Source organism: Nonomuraea sp. NPDC054003, assembly GCF_055585125.1.
Map to the genome: position 1 here is coordinate 91,739 of NZ_JBVJKR010000009.1, position 16,667 is coordinate 108,405.

Consider the following 16,667-nt stretch of genomic DNA (forward strand, 5'->3'; position numbering starts at 1 on the left):
GAGGAACTGGGGGGTTTCGCGGCACCGCCTTGTCCCGCCGATGAGGGGAAGCGCGCTCTGGGGGTGGGTGGGGCCCGTCCTCGTCGCGATCTTCGGCGGCGTCCTGCGCTTCAGCGGGCTCGGCCGGCCGCACGCGGTGGTGTTCGACGAGACGTACTACGCCAAGGACGCGTACGCCCTGCTCCGGTACGGGGCGGAGCGGGCCATGCTCGGCGACTCCGACAACCCCATCGCGGACAAGCGCCTCATCGCCGGCGATCTCGACATCTTCCGCCGGTGCGCCGACTACGACCAGTGCGCCTCGTACGTGGCGCACCCGCCGCTCGGCAAGTGGATGATCGGCGCGGGCGAGTGGCTGTTCGGGATGAACCCGTTCGGCTGGCGGTTCGCCGCCGCCCTGGTCGGCACGCTGTCGATCCTCATGCTCGCCCGGGTGGCGCGGCGGATGACCCGCTCGACGCTGCTGGGCTGCTTCGCGGGGTTACTGCTGGCGCTGGACGGGCTGCACTTCGTGCTGTCGCGGACGGCGCTGCTCGACATCTTCCTCATGTTCTGGGTCCTGGCCGCCTTCGCCTGCCTGGTCGTCGACCGGGACAAGGCCCGCGAGCGGCTGGTCGACTGGTGGGAGAGCGCCGCGGTCTCCACCACCGGGCCGCGGCTCGGGCTCCGGCCGTGGCGGGTCGCCGCCGGCCTCTGCCTGGGCGCGGCGTGCGCGGTCAAGTGGTCGGGGGTCTTCTTCCTGATCGCGTTCGCGGTCCTCGCCTTCGTGTGGGACATGGGGGCCAGGCGTGCCATCGGGCTGCGCGAACCGTACCGGGGGGCGTTCTCGCACGACCTGCCGCCGGCGGCGGCCGCGTTCGCCGTCGTGCCCGCGTTCGCGTACGCGCTGTCGTGGACCGGCTGGTTCGTCACCGACGCCGGCTGGGGGCGCGGCTGGGACCAGGCCACCTCGTCCGGGCCGCTCTTCTTCGTCGTCGACTCGGCCCGGTCGTGGCTGAAGTATCACTTCCAGGTGCTCGGCTACCACAGCGGGCTGGACCTCCACCATCCCTACATGTCGGAGCCGTGGACCTGGCCGGTGCTCTTCAGGCCCGTGTCGTTCCACTACCCGACCGGCCTGCCGCCCTCCGCGTGCGGGGGCGACGCCTGCTCGCAGGCCGTGATCGGGGTCGGCACCCCCGCCCTCTGGTACGGGGCCGTGCTCGCCCTGCTGGGCTGCGTCGCCTGGTATGTCACCGGGCGTGACTGGCGGGCCGGGGCGGTGCTGCTGACGTACGCGGCGGGCTGGCTGCCCTGGTTCTCCTACGCGATCGCGCAGAACCGGACCATGTACCTGTTCTACATGATCCCCCTGGTGCCGTTCATGGTGCTGGCCGTCACGCTCATGGCCGGGCTCCTGCTCGGCAGGGCCGACGCGCCGCCGCCGAGGAGGGCCGCCGGGGCGGCGGTCGTGGGGGCCTTCGCGCTGATCGTGCTGATCAACTTCTGGTGGCTTCACCCGGTGTTGTCGGCTGAGACCCTGACCCGGGCGGAGTGGTGGGACCGGATGCTGATGACCTCCTGGGTGACCCCCGCACCCAAGTGACGCCGTGGCGCAGCGTGATGGCCGCCGCGATGCACGCCAGCGGCACGGCGGGCAGCACGTACCGGTAGTCGAACTCGGCCGTCGCGGCCGGCGCGAGCAGCAGCCCGAACGCGCCCAGCCAGGGCAGGACCACCGGCCCGCCCAGCTTGCGCCAGCGCACCGCGATGCCGTAGAGGCCGATCAGCATGATGCCGCCCAGCACGATGCCCCGCAGGTAGAACACCTTCTGGTAGCCGCTCATGATCTCCGCCCAGGGCGAGACGATCCGCGTCTCCGGCGGCCCCTGCTCGTAGGCGAACGCGTCGGTGTCGGTGCGGCCCTGGTAGGACGGCCAGTTGGGCAGGCGCTTCGGGTTTCCGGTGCTGTCGAGCTCGTAGTACGGCTTGAACTCGTACATGTTGTAGGTCGCCGCGTCGGGGAAGCGCGGCCGGGCCCAGTGGAAGCTGCGCAGGAAGTCGCGGAGCACCACCTGCAGGTAGTCGCCCGGCTGGGAGGTGATCGCGCGCATCGCGAACGCGCTGGCCGCCTCGTTGGTGATGTCGGTGAACTTGACGCTGCCCCAGCGGTGGAGCACCTCGCCGGTGCCCTCGCCGTCGCCGCTGCCCTGACCCCACAAATACCACTGCGCGTAGTCCTTGCGCTCGCTGACGGGGTCGTTGATGCACAGCAGGACCAGCTCGACCTCCTTGTAGGGGTCGATGCTCATCTTCTCGCAGTCGGCGAAGATCGCCGTGCGCATGTAGAGGATGAGCCCGTCGCTGTTGGTCATCGCGAACTTGCCGTACGCGGACGCGAACCAGCCCATGTAGGCCGCCACCGGGATGGCGCAGGTGGTCAGGACCGCCACGATCGGCTTCCACCCGGTGCGCTTGACGAGCAGGTAGGCCAGCACGAGCACGAGGATCGGCAGGCCGATCGAGCGGGTCAGCCAGGTCAGCGCCAGCAGCAGGCCGACCACGGCGCCCATCCGCCACGACATCCGCCGGTGCCACAGCACCAGCGTGATCACCGCCACCACCAGCAGCGTGAACTGCGTGTCCGACATGATCAGCTGCTCGAGCTGGATCTGGTAGGCGTCGAACAGCACCGGCGCGGCGGCCAGCGTCGCCCCCCACTTGGGCAGCGCGAACTTCCGGCGCAGCAGCGCGTAGATCAGCACCGCCGTGGCCAGCCCCATCAGGTGCTGGGTAAAGGTCACCAGGGCGAAGCTGTGAAAAGGCTTGAGCAGGATCAGCCAGAACCCGTAGCCGTCGGGCCGGATCGGGTGCGGCCTCGGGTGCAGAGCTACCGACACATACTCGTACGAATCGTTGAACCACATGGCGGGCCCGTAGCCGAGCATGGTGAAGACCCGCAGCAGCGCACCCGCGGCGAAAGCTGCTGCGAACACCCGATGACGGCGCGGAAACGAGAGCACGCGCGCCATCCGGCCAGGGGCGGAGTGGTCCACAGAAGTGCCCTCCGCGACGCTCACCATGCTGTAAAGAATGCCAGTCGTTTGGATGACATGCCGCGACCATTGCCGGGCACACGGCATGATGGTGGGCTGTGAAGAGCCGTAACTGAAGGGTTGAGACGTGGAACTGACGGTGGTCATGCCCTGCCTCAACGAGGCCGAGACCGTGGAAGTCTGCGTGCGCAAGGCTCTTGCGTGCATGGAAGAGCACGGCATCGAGGGCGAGGTGCTGATCGCCGACAACGGCAGCACCGACGGCTCGCAGCAGCTCGCTCGCGACGCCGGCGCGCGTGTGGTCCACGTTGACGCGAAGGGCTACGGCAACGCGCTCATGGGCGGCATCCGGGCCGCGCGCGGCAAGTACGTGATCATGGGCGACGCCGACGACTCCTACGACTTCGGCTCCCTGATGCCGTTCGTGGAGCAGTTGCGCGACGGCGCCGACCTGGTGATGGGCAACCGGTTCAAGGGCGGCATCGCGCCGGGCGCCATGCCCCCGCTCCACCGTTACCTCGGCAACCCGGTGCTGTCGTTCGTCGGGCGGCTGTTCTTCCCGTCGAAGATCGCCGACTTCCACTGCGGGCTGCGCGGCTTCCGCCGCGACTCCATCCTCAACCTGGGCCTCCAGACCGGTGGCATGGAGTTCGCCAGCGAGATGGTCGTGCGCTCCACCCTGGCCGGCTACGACGTGCGCGAGGTGCCCACCACGCTCTCGCCCGACGGCCGCTCCCGCCCGCCCCACCTGCGCTCCTGGCGCGACGGCTGGCGCCACCTGCGCTTCCTGCTCCTCTACAGCCCCAAGTGGCTGTTCTTCTATCCCGGCATCGCGCTGATGATGATCGGCCTGGTGGCCGGCACCGCGCTGACGTTCGGGCCGGTCAAGATCGGCCAGCTGGCGTTCGACGTCGACACGCTCGTCGGCGCGTCGGCCGCGATGGTGATCGGCTTCCAATCGGCGCTGTTCGCGCTGTTCACCAAGGTGTACGCGGCCGAGGAGGGGTTCCTGCCCGAGTCGCGGCGGGTGCGCAAGCTGATCAGCATGGTGACGCTGGAGCGCGGCCTGGTCGTGGGCGGCCTGCTCGCGCTGGCCGGCCTCGTCGGCCTGGTCATGTCGCTGGTCCACTGGCAGGTGCGCAGCTGGGGCGCGCTCGACCCGCGCGAGTCGCTGCGCATCGTGGTCCCGGCGGCCACCGCCCTCATCATGAGCTTCCAGACGATCTTCGCGTCGCTGTTCGTCAGCATCCTCGGCATCCGCCGCACCCGCGAGTCCTCCGTCGATGTGGCGGCCCGCGCCGCCGAGGAGGCGGCCGAGGCCCTCTCGCGCGAGGAGAGCGCCGCGGCCACGCCCCAGGTGTAGCGGTTCGGTTCGAGACGCGCGGCGGCGGCCCGTAGGCTTGGACCATGTCCCAGCACATTCTGACCGCCGTCGCGTGGCCGTACGCTAACGGCCCCCGCCACATCGGGCACGTCTCCGGGTTCGGCGTGCCTTCCGACATCTTCAGCCGCTACCAGCGGATGGCGGGCAACAAGGTGCTGATGGTCTCCGGCACCGACGAGCACGGCACTCCTATCCAGGTGCAGGCCGACAAGGAAGGCGTCACGGCCAGGGAGCTGGCCGACCGATACAACCGGGTGATCGCCGAGGACCTCACCGGGCTGGGGCTGTCCTACGACCTGTTCACGCGCACGACCACGCGCAACCACTACGCCGTCACGCAGGAGATCTTCAAGGGTCTCCACGCCAACGGCTACATCTTCCCCAAGACCACGATGGGCGCCATCTCCCCGTCGACCGGGCGCACGCTCCCCGACCGCTACATCGAGGGCACCTGCCCCCTCTGCGGCTACGACGGCGCGCGCGGCGACCAGTGCGACAACTGCGGCAACCAGCTCGACCCGATCCAGCTGATCAACCCGGTGAGCCGCATCAACGGCGAGACGCCGGTCTTCACCGAGACCGAGCACTTCATGCTCGACCTGCCCGCCTTCGCCGAGGTGCTCGGCACCTACCTGCGCTCCAAGCAGGGCGAGTGGCGGCCCAACGTGCTCAAGTTCGCCCTCAACCTGCTCGGCGACCTGCAGCCCCGGGCGATCAGCCGCGACCTCGACTGGGGCGTGCCGATCCCGCTCGACGGCTGGCGCGACCAGCCCAACAAGCGGCTGTACGTGTGGTTCGACGCGGTGATCGGCTACCTGTCGGCGTCCATCGAGTGGGCCAGGCGCTCCGGCGACCCCGAGGCCTGGCGCCAGTGGTGGCAGAATCCCGACGCCCGGGGCTACTACTTCATGGGCAAGGACAACATCGTCTTCCACGCCGAGATCTGGCCGGCGATGCTGTTCGGCTACAGCGGGCAGGGCGACAAGGGCGGCACGCCGGGCTCGCTCGGCGCGCTCGACGTGCCCTCCGAGGTGGTCTCCAGCGAATTCCTGACCATGGAGGGCAAGAAGTTCTCCTCCTCCCGGCAGGTCGTCATCTACGTGCGCGACTTCCTGGCCCGCTACGACGCCGACGCGCTGCGCTACTACATCGCCGTCGCCGGTCCTGAAAACCAGGACACCGACTTCACCTGGCAGGAGTTCGTCAACCGCAACAACGGCGAGCTGGTCGCCGCCTGGGGCAACCTCGTCAACCGCTCGATCTCCATGGCGGCCAAGAACTTCGGCGTGATCCCGGAGGCCGGCGACCTGACCGACGCCGACCGGGCGCTGCTGGAGCGCTCGCGCAACACCTTCGGCCCGGTCGGCGCCGAGCTGGCCCGCTCCCGGTTCAAGAACGCCATCACCGAGGCGCTCGACGTGGTCCGCGACGCCAACCGCTATCTCGCCGAGCAGGAGCCGTGGAAGCTCAAGGGCGACCCGGAGCGGCAGAAGTCCATCCTGCACGTCGCCCTCCAGGTGGTCGACGACGCCAAGACGATGCTGACGCCGTTCCTGCCCGGCTCGTCCAACAAGGTCCACGCGATGCTCGGCGGCGAGGGCGTCTGGTCCGGCATGCCGGAGATCCGCGAGGTCGACGAAGACGGCGGCGCCGCCTACCCCGTGATCACCGGCGAGTACGACGGCGCGGCCCGCTGGGAGCACCGGCCGATCAAGCCGGGCATCCCGCTGGCGCCGCCCGTGCCGCTGTTCAAGAAGCTCGACCCGAAGGTCGTCGACGAAGAGCTGGCCAGGCTGGAAGGCTGATCCCGTGACCAAGCCGCCCGCCCCGCCGGAGCCGCTGTCCGCGCCGGTGTTCGACAGCCACTGCCATCTCGACATCATGGTGGGCGACCGGCAGGCGTCCTCGGGCGACCCGGTGGCCCAGGCCGCGCAGGCGGCCTCGGCCACCGTGCGGGGCATCCTCGACGACGCCCGCGCGGTGGGCGTCACCCGGCTGGTGACGATCGGCTACGACCTGCCGTCCTCGCGGTGGAACGCCCAGGTGGCGGCCGCCCACGCCGACGTCCACGCCGGCGTGGCGGTCCATCCCAACGAGTCGCACGCGGCCACCCCCGAGGTCCTGGCCGAGATCGAGGAGCTGGCGGGGCGGCCGGAGGTGCGCGCCGTCGGCGAGACCGGGCTCGACTACTTCCGCGACTGGGCGTCCAGGGACGACCAGCACGCCAGTTTCCGCGCGCACATCGAGATCGCCAAGCGTACGGAAAAGGCGCTGGTCATCCATGACCGGGAGGCGCACGACGACGTGCTGAAGGTGCTGGCGGCCGAGGGGGCGCCGCCGGTGGTGGTGTTCCACAGCTTCTCCGGCGACGCCGAGATGGCCAAGAAATGCACCGACGCCGGATATTTCATGTCATTTTCCGGGCCTGTCACGTACAAGAAGAACGACGCGCTGCGGGAGGCCGCCCGGGTCGCGCCCGCTGAGCTGATGCTGGTCGAGACCGACGCGCCCTACCTGCCGCCGGTGCCGCACCGCGGCAAGCCCAACGCCCCCTACCTCGTCCCGATCACGCTGCGCTGCCTCGCCGAGGTCAAGAACGTCCATCCTGACCGGTTGTGCGAGGCCATCAGCGACAACGGAGTCACCGTTTTCGGCGAGTGGTGACCATGTTCCGGTGAAGCGGTGATGGCGGCGTGGCGGCCGCCACTACTGTCGGGCGCCTCAGGAGACGTACCGGAGGTCCCCCGTGCGAGGAAAGAGACGTGCCCCGCGCCCCCGGATCCCGTGGCGCTCGCCGTGGACGCCCCTGGCGTGCCTGGCGGGCCTGCTCGCCACCGGCGCCATCGCGGTCCTCGGCGGCATGGCCAAGGACGTGGTGCTGATCGTCGACGGCCGGCGGCAAGAGGTGCGCAGCTTCGCCGACTCCGTCCACGAGCTGCTCGCCGACCATGACGTGCCCTTCGGCGACGGCGACCTGGTACGGCCCGGCGCGCGGGCGCCGCTGGCCGACGGGGTGCGCGTCGAGGTCCGCCACGCCAGGCCCATCACGCTGACCGTCGACGGCCGCACCAGCCGCCGCCTGGTCACCGCAACCACCGTGCGCGACGCGCTGGCCGAGCTGGACATGGCCGCGCTGCGGGGGAGGATGTCGGCGCCCAGGTACGAGCCGGTGCCGCTGTCGGGCATGGCGCTGATCATCTACACCCGGCGGACCGTGCACATCGTCGCCAACGGCACCCGCCGCGACGTGACCACCACCGGCAGGACCGTCAGGCAGGTGCTCAAACGCGCCGGGATCTCCTACGAGCCCGGCTCGCTGATCCGGCCGCCGCTGCGCGCCTTCCCCGGCGAAGGCTCGGTCATCACCGTGCTGCCGCCCCGCACCGAGCCCGTCGGGGACGAGGTCATGCGGCTCGACTGGGACGCGCTGGCCATGTGCGAGTCCGGCGGCGACCCCACCGCCTACAACCCCAGCGGCCCCTACTACGGGCTCTACCAGTTCAGTCTGCCGATGTGGCAGCTCGTCGGCGGCACCGGCATGCCGCACGCCTGGCCGCCCGAGGAGCAGACGTACCGGGCGCAGCTCCTCTACCAGCGGGTCGCCGGCCGGTGGCAGGAGCAATGGCCGAACTGCGGAGCCCACCTGTTCGGCTAGCCGAGCGAGACCCCGAAGTCGGCGCCCTTCGGCGGCTGCACGGCCCGCAGCTCGTCGGAGTTGCGCGCCGCGACGGTGACCTTCCCGTACGGGGCCGCGTCCGGCTGCCCGACGAACAGCTTGTTGCCGCTGAACGCCAGCGACCAGCCGAACAGCCCGTCCGCGGGCGGCAGCCGCCTGTCGTCCTTGCCGTCCGCGGCCGTGACCACCCGGACGCCGCCGCCGTACGGGGCGCCGATGGCCAGCCTGCCGTCGGCCGAGGCGGCCAGCGAGAACCCGAACGCCTCCTTCCCCTCCTGCCGCACCCGGGCCTTCGGGGCCAGCTTCTCGTCGTAGAGCTGCACGTACCCGGCACCCGGGGCACCCACGGCCGGCCCCGCCCCGTCGACCCAGGCCACCGCGTACCCGTACTTGTCGCCCGCCTTGTCCGTGGGCGAGTCCAGCTTGGTGCTGACGATCTTCTCCGCCAGCACATCCTGGATGACCACCACGGAACCCGAGTCCACCTTGCCGGAATCCACCTGCTGGCCCTGACCGTCGTCGTTCTCGTACGGCACGCCGACCACCACGCCGTTGCCGGGCCCCATGGCCAGCGAGTAGCCGAACTGGTCACCCACCTCGCTGTTGCCCCGCACCTCGACCGTCGCCTGCGTGACCCGCCGCAACGCGCCGCCGCCCTTGAGCGCGTAGATCGCCCCGGCGTCCGCCAGATCGCCGTCGTCCTCGTACGGCGCCCCGATCACCACGAGGTCGCCGCGCGCCGCCAGCGACCAGCCCAGCCGGGCGCCGCGCTGCGGCTCCGCCGCCACCAGCCGCCGCGGCTCGAGCGCGCCGCCGCCGTAGATCACGTACGCGGTGCCCGCGTCGGCGTTGCCGTCCACATCCGTGTACGGGGCGCCCACGACCAGGTCGGCGCACTCGTCGGCGTTCACCTTCGCCAGCCGCACCGACCAGCCGAACGCGTCACCCTCCGCCAGCCCCTGCACGGTCACCGGGATGGAGGTGTCGCCGGAGAGCACGTGCACCGCGCCCTTCTGGCCCTCGGCGAAGGGGTCGCCCACGGCGACGTCGTCCACCCCGTCGCCGTCGAAGTCGCTCACCCCGGCGCAGGCCGTGCCCGCCGCGTACGTGACCCCCTGCCCTGACACGCCCAGCAGCACCGCCAGCAGAATCGCACGGATCTTCACAGTTTGACCTCGATCTGCTCGCCGTCCTTCAGCATCGTCGCCGACAGCTCCACCGGCTTGCGGTAAGGCGGCAGGTCGAACACCAGCACCCCGTCGATCCGGTCGCCCGGCGCGATGGCCGCCGGCGCCGCACCGTCGTCGATCGGGTCGTGGCGGCCGCCCCGGTCGTCGCGCAGGGTCACCACGGGATCGCCGATCTCCCACAGCCGGCCGCCCGGGTTCAGCATCACCCAGCGCACCACGCACAGCTGGCCCTGGGTCTGCGTCCTGCCCTCGTACTCCCGCAGCCCGCACCGCGGCGCCTCCGGCACGATCACCATCGGGTCGTCGAACGCCGGGCCGAGCGGGAACCGCCGCCCGACGTCGTTGGGCTGTGCGGTGGCGGCGGCGGGGGAGCCGGTCGCGGTGGTGCCGGCCGGGGTGTCGCGGCCCGACGTGACGATGAGCACGGCTCCGGTGACGGTGATCGCCAGCAGCGCGGCGGCGGCGGCGATCAGCCATCGGGTGCTGCGGGGACGCTGGTAGCCGGGGTCGGTCGGTTCGCCGCCGGGCGGCGGGATCGTCTGGGGAAGCGCGGCAGACTGCCAGCGGGCCAGCTCCTCCCGCGCGGCCAGCTCCTCCCGCCTGCCCAGCTCGGTCACGGAAACCGGCTCGCCCGCATGGTCCTGCTGTTCGGGAGGGGCGTCCGTCGTGGTCGCGTACGGATCGCCTGGGGCGCCTGCCCCTTGAGACGGCGCGGGGCTGCGCTGCGTGGTCTGCTCGCGGGCGGGCGCATGCACCTCGTCGCGTGGGGGAGCGTGGTGCTCTGCCGGCGTCGGAGGGCGCTCGCCCGCACCAGTGGGTAACAGCCCTCCACCCGGTACGGCCGCGCCGCCGGGTAAGGAGCCGCTCGGGAGGGCCACCGGCGGTGAGGAGTCCTGTGAAGGGGGACCCTCCTGGCCGCGGGACGGGATGAGTCCCGCGGGCCGCTTCCCCGAAGGGTCCCGATCCACCATGGTGTCACTGGGCGGGGGCGTCGTGAAGGTCGCGGTGATGTCCGGTTCGTCGACCACGTTCCTGGGCGGCTCCCACTCCGCCATCAGGTCGGTCGCCACCAGGGTCGGCGGGTTCACCGTCGCCGCCGGTGCGGGCGCGCTCCCGCCGACCAGCGCGATGAGCAGCTCCTGAGCCGTGGGCCGCTGCTCCGGCTCCATCGCCGTGGCCCGCCGCACCAGCTCGTTGAGCGGCGCGGGCAGCGCACCCAGGTCAGGCTGGCTGTGCAGCACGCGGGTGGCGAGCGTGATGGGGTCGCCCCGGCCGAACGGGTGCCGCCCGTTGCCCGCGTAGGCCACCAGGCAGCCCCACGCGAAGATGTCGGCCGCCGGAGTGACGATGTGTCCCCGTACCTGCTCGGGAGCCCACCACCCGGGGCTGCCCAGCAGCTCCCCGGACATGGTGAACCCCGTCTCCCTGTCGAGCGCCCTGGCGATGCCGAAGTCGATCACCCGCGGCCCCGACAGCGAGAGGATCACGTTGGCCGGCTTGAGGTCGCGGTGGACCAGCCCGGCCACGTGGATCGCCGCCAGCGCCGCCGCCACCCCCAGCGCCACGCCGTGCAGCGGCCCGGGGTCAAGGGCCCCGTAGGTGGAGATCTGGTCGGACATGGGCGTGCCGGCGATGTACTCGGTGACCATGTAGGGCCGGCCGTCGCCGGTGTTGCCGTTGTCGAGCACCTGCGCCGTGCAGAACGACGCCACCCGCCGGGCGTTCTCCACCTCGGCGTGGAAGCGGGCCGCGAACCCCTCCTGGTTGGCGAACTCGGCCTTCACCACCTTGACCGCGACGAACCGCCCCGTCGGCGCGCGGGCGAGGAAGACAGTCCCCATGCCGCCTTCACCCAGCCGCCCGAGCAGGCGGTACGGCCCGATCTCCCGTAAGTCCGTCGGGCGAAGCGGGGCGGCGCCCGTTGGCTCCATGAGGGATGTCCCTTCCTGTTCCACCCATCCTCCCCTCACCCGGCCCCCGTGCGCCATCGCAGGTTCTTCGATGCGCGACACTTATTGGATGATGAGGCTCCTGGGCCCAGCAGAAATACGTATTTTGGCGAACAAGCTAGATCTGCGACCCACCAAAAAGCTAGGCCAGAACTTCGTGATCGACGCCGGCACCGTCCGGCGCATCGTCCGCGTGGCGGGGGTGACCTCGGACGATGTGGTCATCGAGGTGGGCCCCGGCCTCGGTTCCCTCACGCTGGCGTTGCTGCCGGAGACCCGTCACGTGGTGGCCGTCGAGATCGACCCGGTGCTGGCGGCGCAGTTGCCGAAGACGGTCGCCGAGCGGGGCCTCGCCGACAAGCTCACGGTGATCCAGGCCGACGCCATGAAGGTCACGCCTGACGACCTGTCCGGCCACACCCCCACGGCGCTGGTGGCCAACCTGCCCTACAACGTGGCGGTGCCGGTGGTGCTCCACCTGCTGGAGGTGCTGCCCTCGCTGCAGAGGGGCCTCGTCATGGTCCAGGCCGAGGTCGCCGACCGGCTCGCCGCCGCCCCCGGCTCCAAGGTGTACGGGATCCCGTCGGTCAAGGCCGCCTGGTACGCCGACGTACGCAGAGCCGGCCCCGTCGGCCGCACGGTCTTCTGGCCGGTGCCGAACGTCGACTCCGGCCTCGTCTCGCTGGTGCGCCGCGACCCGCCGCCGACGACGGCCACGCGCGAGGAGGTGTTCGCGGTGATCGACGCCGCCTTCGCCCAGCGCCGCAAGACCCTCCGCGCCGCTCTCGCGGGCTGGGCGGGCAGCCCGGCTGGGGCCGAGCAGGCGTTGCGGGCGGCGGGGGTGGACCCTTCGGTACGGGGCGAGCAACTGGACATCCACGCCTTCGCCCGCATCGCGGAACACAAGCCCTGATCGGCTCAGGGGAGGTCGAACTCCCCCTTGGACACCCCGTCCAGGAAAGCCCGCCACTCGTCCGGCCCGAAGGCCAGCACGGGTCCCTCGCCCTGGTCCTTGGTGTCCCGGAGGAGAACGCTGTCATCGGGTCGCCGCATCACCTCGACACAGCTCCCGCCGTTTCCTCCGGATGCCTTGGCTTTGGTCCACACACCCACGGGCAGGCCAATCCGCAGGAGGCGGTCAACACCGGTGGAGGTCATGCCTGCGATCCTAGGTCGGTTGTGGTGTCCGAAGCCTTCGGTGACACACATGTCTGTGTCGTTGGAAATGGGGGAGGGCCTGACGACGGGCCAGGCCCTCGTGGGGTATCTGATCAGGGGGAGCGGTCGAAGACGCCTCGCTTCACGCCCTCGCTGAAGGTTTCCCAGACGGGGCCGCGGACCACCCATGGCTCCAGGTCCGGCCGCTCCGTGTCGCGGATTCCGACGCGGTCCCCGCTGAGGAATGCCACCTCAAGGCAGTTGCCGCCGTTGTCGCTCGATGCCGTGATCCATTCGGCGCCGGTGAGCTCTCGTTTCAGCTCCAGGTCCATTCTTCCTCCAACCTATTCTTAATCATTTCGATGGAATTGCGCTGAGAATGCACCTCTGACCTGATGTGGTCCATTCTCCGCTTGAGAATGTCCACGTCGTCGCCGGTGTCTCGGATCTGTCCGTGGAGAGAGCCCTCGATGTAGGCCGCATCCGGCTCGTCCGGGACCTGAGCGAGAGCGAAAGCGCCGCCTATCCCGATGGCGCTCATGGCGCTGTACGGGAGGATCTGGATCGTGATGTTGGGCCGTTCGGACATCTCGACGAGATGTTCAAGTTGCTTTCTGGTGATGGCCTCGCACCCGATCGGACGATGAAGAATGGATTCGTCCATAAAAGCCCATAGCAGCACGGGATCGTCGCGGGTGAGGATGGCCTGGCGCTCCATCCGCGCCGCCACTTCTTCCTGCACCTGGCTGGGACTCTTCCCTGGTCTGGCCCGAAGGATGATCTCGGCGTACTCGCGGGTCTGGAGCAGGCCGGTCACGATGACCGGCTCCCAGGTGTAGATGGCCCTGGCCGAGCGTTCCCTGAGCTTCCAAGGGCCGAACCACTTCGGCGCGGCTTTCGAGGGTTCCTCCGGCAGCCATCTGACGAGTTCGCCGGGTTCCAGCCTGAACAGTTCCTCGCACGCTTGCGCGAGCTTCAGGTGAGGACGACGTGTGCCGAGCTCGAATGCGCCGATAGTGGTGGGGGCGAAGCCCAGCCGATGTCCCACTTGTGCCTGTGTCATCCCCTTGGCTTCACGTTCTCTACGCAGCTCGTACCCGAATCTCGCTGCTTGGCCGGCGTCAGGGTCCAGCTCTTTTGGGGGCATCTGTCGACTCCTGGGACCTGGCGTGGATACATATAGCGCCACACACGGAATGTGGGGTCGTTTCGTGTGGTGAATGTCGGGTGCTTTCGCTGCTCAACGTAGCGTCTGGCTGGCACTCTGGCCAGTGATTCAAGAGCGCGCGACGATTCACCGCACATGCGCGAACGATCTTTGTAGAGGTGAGGAAAAGCGCGTGCAGACCGAAACCGAGGTCGTACGCCCGGCCCCCGAGGTGATTATGCGAGTGACAGTGCCGGAGCACCCGTGCGCAGGTATCAAAGTGTGGCTGCTCAGCGAAGTCGGCAAGCGTGAGCTGGTTGCCGCGCTGGCGCGTAGAGAGCTTCGGGGGTGGATGGGTGACCACCAGGCCCTGGCCGACCTTCAGCTCATCGCATCCGAACTGGTGACGAACGCGGTGGTTCACGGCGGCGGCCCCTGGGTGAGGATGAGCCTGATCGCGGTGGAGGAGAGGGAGAGGCGCTACTGGCGGTTGAGCGTCGTGGATTCCGGCGTATCGGGGGGTGTTCCGCTGCCCTCGATGCCTGGCCCCGAGGAGACGAGAGGTAGGGGCCTATGGGTTGTGGACGACCTCACCAACGGATGCTGGGGCACCGACCGCACGCAAGTAGGCGAACGAGTCGTGTGGGCCCTCATACCGCGCTGACCCTTCACAGCGAGGTCAAGACCCGGCTGCGACGCCATGCTCGACCTCAGTCCGTTGGTTGACGTGTCGTCCAAGCTCCGTCCGCATGACTGTGGACAGCTCGACATTGTCCCCAGAACCCCGTTCGGCCCGTTGGCGGGCATGCCGTGCGGATGATCCTGGCCTCCCCGATCACGAGGAGGCCGACCATGAAGTCACGTACCCGTCTGATAGGGCTCGCTCTCGCCGGTGGGCTCGTCTCCGTGCCCGTCCCCGCCCACGCCGCCGCTCTGTGTCCCGCGCCGGGCAGCGGCTTCTTCGACCACCCGTCCCTGTGCCGTCTCTCTCTGCCCGAGGTGAGCGGCTTGGGCGAGGCGGAGCGCGCCACGAAGCCGGACAGGGCCACCAGACCGGACACCGGCTCCAAGCCGGACACGGTCACCAGGCGCCTCAAGGGCGAGGTCGCGGCGGCCGCCGCCCTGGCGCGGATCGGCACCCCGTTCTCCTGGGGCGGCGGGTCCCGCTCCGGCCCCACCAGGGGCATCGGCAGGGGAGCCGCCACCGTCGGCTTCGACTGCAGCGGCCTGACCATGTACGCGTGGGGAAGGGCAGGGGTCCGGCTCGGTCACTACACCGGCACCCAGTTCCGGCAGGGGCGACGCGTCCCCCTGTCCCGGCTCCGCTCGGGCGACCTGGTCTTCTTCGGCGGCGGGACGGGCGACCCCTCCCACGTCGGTCTCTACCTCCGGGCGGGTCTCATGGTCCACGCCCCCAAGACCGGCGACGTGGTCAAGGTCGTCCAGTTCCGCCGCTCGCCCTACTTCGGGTCGGTCTACCGTGGCGCGGTGCGTCCGGGCTGACCGGCACACGCCTCGACCAGCGCCTTCACCACGGGCGCGAGCACCTCCCGATCCTCGGGCCGGCCGGGCTCGTACTCGGTGATCCCGAGCCCGGCCACCTCGAACCGCTCGCCCAGAGCCGTCACCATGCGCACGAGTTCCTCCGGCAGGAACCCGCCCGGCACCGGGCTTCCCACGCTCCCGAACACCTCCGGCTCCAGCACATCGAGGTCGACATGCACGTAAACCACCGGGTCGCGGTCCTTCTCCGCATTCATGTCGTGCGCGCGGGAGCCTGCCGGGAGCGGGCCGGTCGTTCCGTGCGCGTGCACGTTCCCCTCGCCCCGCGGACCGGACGAGGTGAACCGGCCGGGGGAGCCGTCGCCTGGCAGACCCGCGGCCGTCACCGCCTGGACGAGCGCGTCCGGGTCGGGGGTACTCACGTGTCCGACGCCGGCCTCGGCGATGAACGCGGCCTCGCCGGGGTCGAGATCCCGCACCCCGGCCAGCACCACCCGCCGGGGATCGACGCCGGGATCGGCGGTCAGCCCTCGCGGCCCCTCGTCCACCAGCGCCCGCAGCACCATCCCGTGGAACGCCCCCGAAGGCGAGGACTCAGGAGTGTTCAGATCCCCGTGCGCGTCGAACCAGACCACGACCAGCCGATCTCCGTACGCGCGCCGCGCCGCCGCCACCGGCTCCAGCTCCACCCCGCAGTCGCCGCCCACGGTCACCACGAAACCGCCGCCGCTCCCCGCCGGCGCCTCCCGCGCCCGCGACGCGGTCACCACGAAATCGTCGCCTACCGCCGCCAGTGCTTCCCGCACGCGCGACGCGGTCACCGCGAGGTCGTCGTCGGCCTCGACCCGCACCCGCCTGTCCGCCGGCACCATCTCGCCCAGCAGCCGGGCCCCTTCCACCAGCCGCTCCGCTGTCGCCGCCCCGGACCCACGCCACTGCGGCACCTCGATGACCGTCACTCCACCCACGACGCATTCCTTCCATGAAGTCGCCGTCGATCAGATCGGGCGGCGACCGGCCTCCACCCCAGGATTCACGGCGGGCGGTCGTCGCGGCTATCTGGTTTCAAGTTGCGGCAGCGATCCTGGACACATAATATCCAGGATCATGAAGATGAGCGAGGGCGTGGAGTGGGCGCTGCACACGTGCCTCAACCTGACGTGGATCGAGGACGGCCGCCCCGTCCCGGCCGCGGTCCTGGCCGACTACTTCAAGCTGCCTCCGGCGTACCTCAACAAGCAGTTGCAGGCGCTGGCGAGGGCGGGGATCGTGTCGTCGGTCTCGGGCCCGCGTGGCGGGTTCCAGCTCGCCCGCGATCCTCGGAAGATCACTGTGCTGGACGTGGTGGTGGCGATCGAGGGGCCGGAGGACGCGTTCCAGTGCGCCCAGATCCTGCGCGACGCCCCCGACGGCGAGCCGGGGATCGACTACCGGGAAACCTGTGTGATCTCCCAGGTCATGCGGAAGGCGGAGCTGCTCTGGCGGGCGGAGCTGGCCGCGCGGACTCTCGCCGACGTCAAGGCCACGGTCGAGTCGCGGTTCCCCGGCGCGCCGAACGAGACCCGCCAGGGGTTGCGAAGCCGGCGAGCTTGAATCCGCGCCCGCGAAAGGGCGGAGGGCTCCTC

The 16,667-nt window shown here is 70.3% G+C and carries 16 protein-coding genes; 9 read left to right on the plus strand and 7 right to left on the minus strand.

Going from position 1 to position 16,667, the window contains the following annotated elements:
* The first annotated feature begins 40 nt into the window (after nt 1-40).
* Entirely contained in the window at nt 41-1,585 is a 1,545-nt protein-coding gene (locus ACZ6YG_RS24175; RefSeq protein WP_466019281.1) for a dolichyl-phosphate-mannose--protein mannosyltransferase, read from the plus strand.
* Here ACZ6YG_RS24175 and ACZ6YG_RS24180 read toward each other — a convergent pair.
* Nucleotides 1,479-2,975, minus strand: coding sequence for a hypothetical protein (locus tag ACZ6YG_RS24180; RefSeq protein ID WP_466019282.1), 1,497 nt, complete (start codon nt 2,973-2,975; stop codon nt 1,479-1,481). The genes ACZ6YG_RS24175 and ACZ6YG_RS24180 overlap by 107 nt on opposite strands.
* Nucleotides 2,976-3,162: 187 nt before the next feature.
* Here ACZ6YG_RS24180 and ACZ6YG_RS24185 point away from each other — a divergent pair, with 187 nt between their 5' ends.
* From ACZ6YG_RS24185 to ACZ6YG_RS24200, 4 genes are all read left to right on the plus strand, one after another.
* Entirely contained in the window at nt 3,163-4,398 is a 1,236-nt protein-coding gene (locus tag ACZ6YG_RS24185) for a glycosyltransferase family 2 protein (protein WP_219549437.1), read from the plus strand.
* 44 nt (nt 4,399-4,442) lie between these two features.
* The gene (gene metG / locus ACZ6YG_RS24190) at nt 4,443-6,224 is read left to right on the plus strand and encodes a methionine--tRNA ligase (RefSeq protein WP_219549439.1); all 1,782 of its coding nucleotides are present in this window, start codon (nt 4,443-4,445) and stop codon (nt 6,222-6,224) included.
* Between the two features lie 4 nt (nt 6,225-6,228).
* Nucleotides 6,229-7,083 (plus strand): TatD family hydrolase, encoded by an 855-nt coding sequence (locus ACZ6YG_RS24195; protein WP_466019283.1) that lies wholly within the window; start codon nt 6,229-6,231, stop codon nt 7,081-7,083.
* 82 nt (nt 7,084-7,165) lie between these two features.
* Nucleotides 7,166-8,074 (plus strand): resuscitation-promoting factor, encoded by a 909-nt coding sequence (locus tag ACZ6YG_RS24200; RefSeq protein WP_148029084.1) that lies wholly within the window; start codon nt 7,166-7,168, stop codon nt 8,072-8,074.
* Here the strand turns inward: ACZ6YG_RS24200 and ACZ6YG_RS24205 are convergent.
* Entirely contained in the window at nt 8,071-9,261 is a 1,191-nt protein-coding gene (locus ACZ6YG_RS24205; protein ID WP_466019284.1) for a hypothetical protein, read from the minus strand. The two genes, ACZ6YG_RS24200 and ACZ6YG_RS24205, sit on opposite strands and share 4 nt — an antisense overlap.
* Entirely contained in the window at nt 9,258-11,216 is a 1,959-nt protein-coding gene (locus tag ACZ6YG_RS24210; RefSeq protein WP_466019285.1) for a serine/threonine-protein kinase, read from the minus strand. The genes ACZ6YG_RS24205 and ACZ6YG_RS24210 overlap by 4 nt, the downstream gene beginning before the upstream one ends.
* Before the next feature lie 91 nt (nt 11,217-11,307).
* Between ACZ6YG_RS24210 and rsmA the strand changes: the two genes are divergently transcribed.
* The gene (rsmA, locus tag ACZ6YG_RS24215) at nt 11,308-12,147 is read left to right on the plus strand and encodes a 16S rRNA (adenine(1518)-N(6)/adenine(1519)-N(6))-dimethyltransferase RsmA (protein WP_271278191.1); all 840 of its coding nucleotides are present in this window, start codon (nt 11,308-11,310) and stop codon (nt 12,145-12,147) included.
* Between the two features lie 5 nt (nt 12,148-12,152).
* Here rsmA and ACZ6YG_RS24220 read toward each other — a convergent pair whose 3' ends face one another.
* From ACZ6YG_RS24220 to ACZ6YG_RS24230, 3 genes are all read right to left on the minus strand, one after another.
* Nucleotides 12,153-12,392, minus strand: coding sequence for a DUF397 domain-containing protein (locus ACZ6YG_RS24220; protein WP_397199232.1), 240 nt, complete (start codon nt 12,390-12,392; stop codon nt 12,153-12,155).
* Between the two features lie 113 nt (nt 12,393-12,505).
* Nucleotides 12,506-12,724, minus strand: a complete 219-nt coding sequence (locus ACZ6YG_RS24225) for a DUF397 domain-containing protein (protein ID WP_466019286.1) — start codon at nt 12,722-12,724, stop codon at nt 12,506-12,508.
* Complete coding sequence (locus ACZ6YG_RS24230; RefSeq protein WP_397199230.1) at nt 12,709-13,539, minus strand: helix-turn-helix domain-containing protein; 831 nt, start codon at nt 13,537-13,539, stop codon at nt 12,709-12,711. Before ACZ6YG_RS24230 ends, ACZ6YG_RS24225 begins: the two co-directional genes overlap by 16 nt.
* A gap of 193 nt (nt 13,540-13,732) precedes the next feature.
* On the opposite strand from ACZ6YG_RS24230, the gene ACZ6YG_RS24235 reads away from it, so the two are divergent.
* Nucleotides 13,733-14,203 carry an ATP-binding protein gene (locus ACZ6YG_RS24235; protein ID WP_466019287.1) on the plus strand — a complete coding sequence of 157 codons (471 nt, stop codon included), beginning with the start codon at nt 13,733-13,735 and terminating at the stop codon, nt 14,201-14,203.
* 188 nt (nt 14,204-14,391) lie between these two features.
* Nucleotides 14,392-15,042, plus strand: a complete 651-nt coding sequence (locus ACZ6YG_RS24240) for an NlpC/P60 family protein (RefSeq protein ID WP_466019288.1) — start codon at nt 14,392-14,394, stop codon at nt 15,040-15,042.
* On the opposite strand, the gene ACZ6YG_RS24245 is transcribed toward ACZ6YG_RS24240, so the two are convergent.
* A complete protein-coding gene (locus ACZ6YG_RS24245; protein ID WP_466019289.1) occupies nt 15,015-16,010 on the minus strand; it encodes an arginase family protein in 996 nt (331 codons plus the stop codon). The two genes, ACZ6YG_RS24240 and ACZ6YG_RS24245, sit on opposite strands and share 28 nt — an antisense overlap.
* Before the next feature lie 139 nt (nt 16,011-16,149).
* Between ACZ6YG_RS24245 and ACZ6YG_RS24250 the strand changes: the two genes are divergently transcribed.
* Entirely contained in the window at nt 16,150-16,635 is a 486-nt protein-coding gene (locus tag ACZ6YG_RS24250) for an RrF2 family transcriptional regulator (protein WP_466019290.1), read from the plus strand.
* Nucleotides 16,636-16,667: the final 32 nt, after the last annotated feature.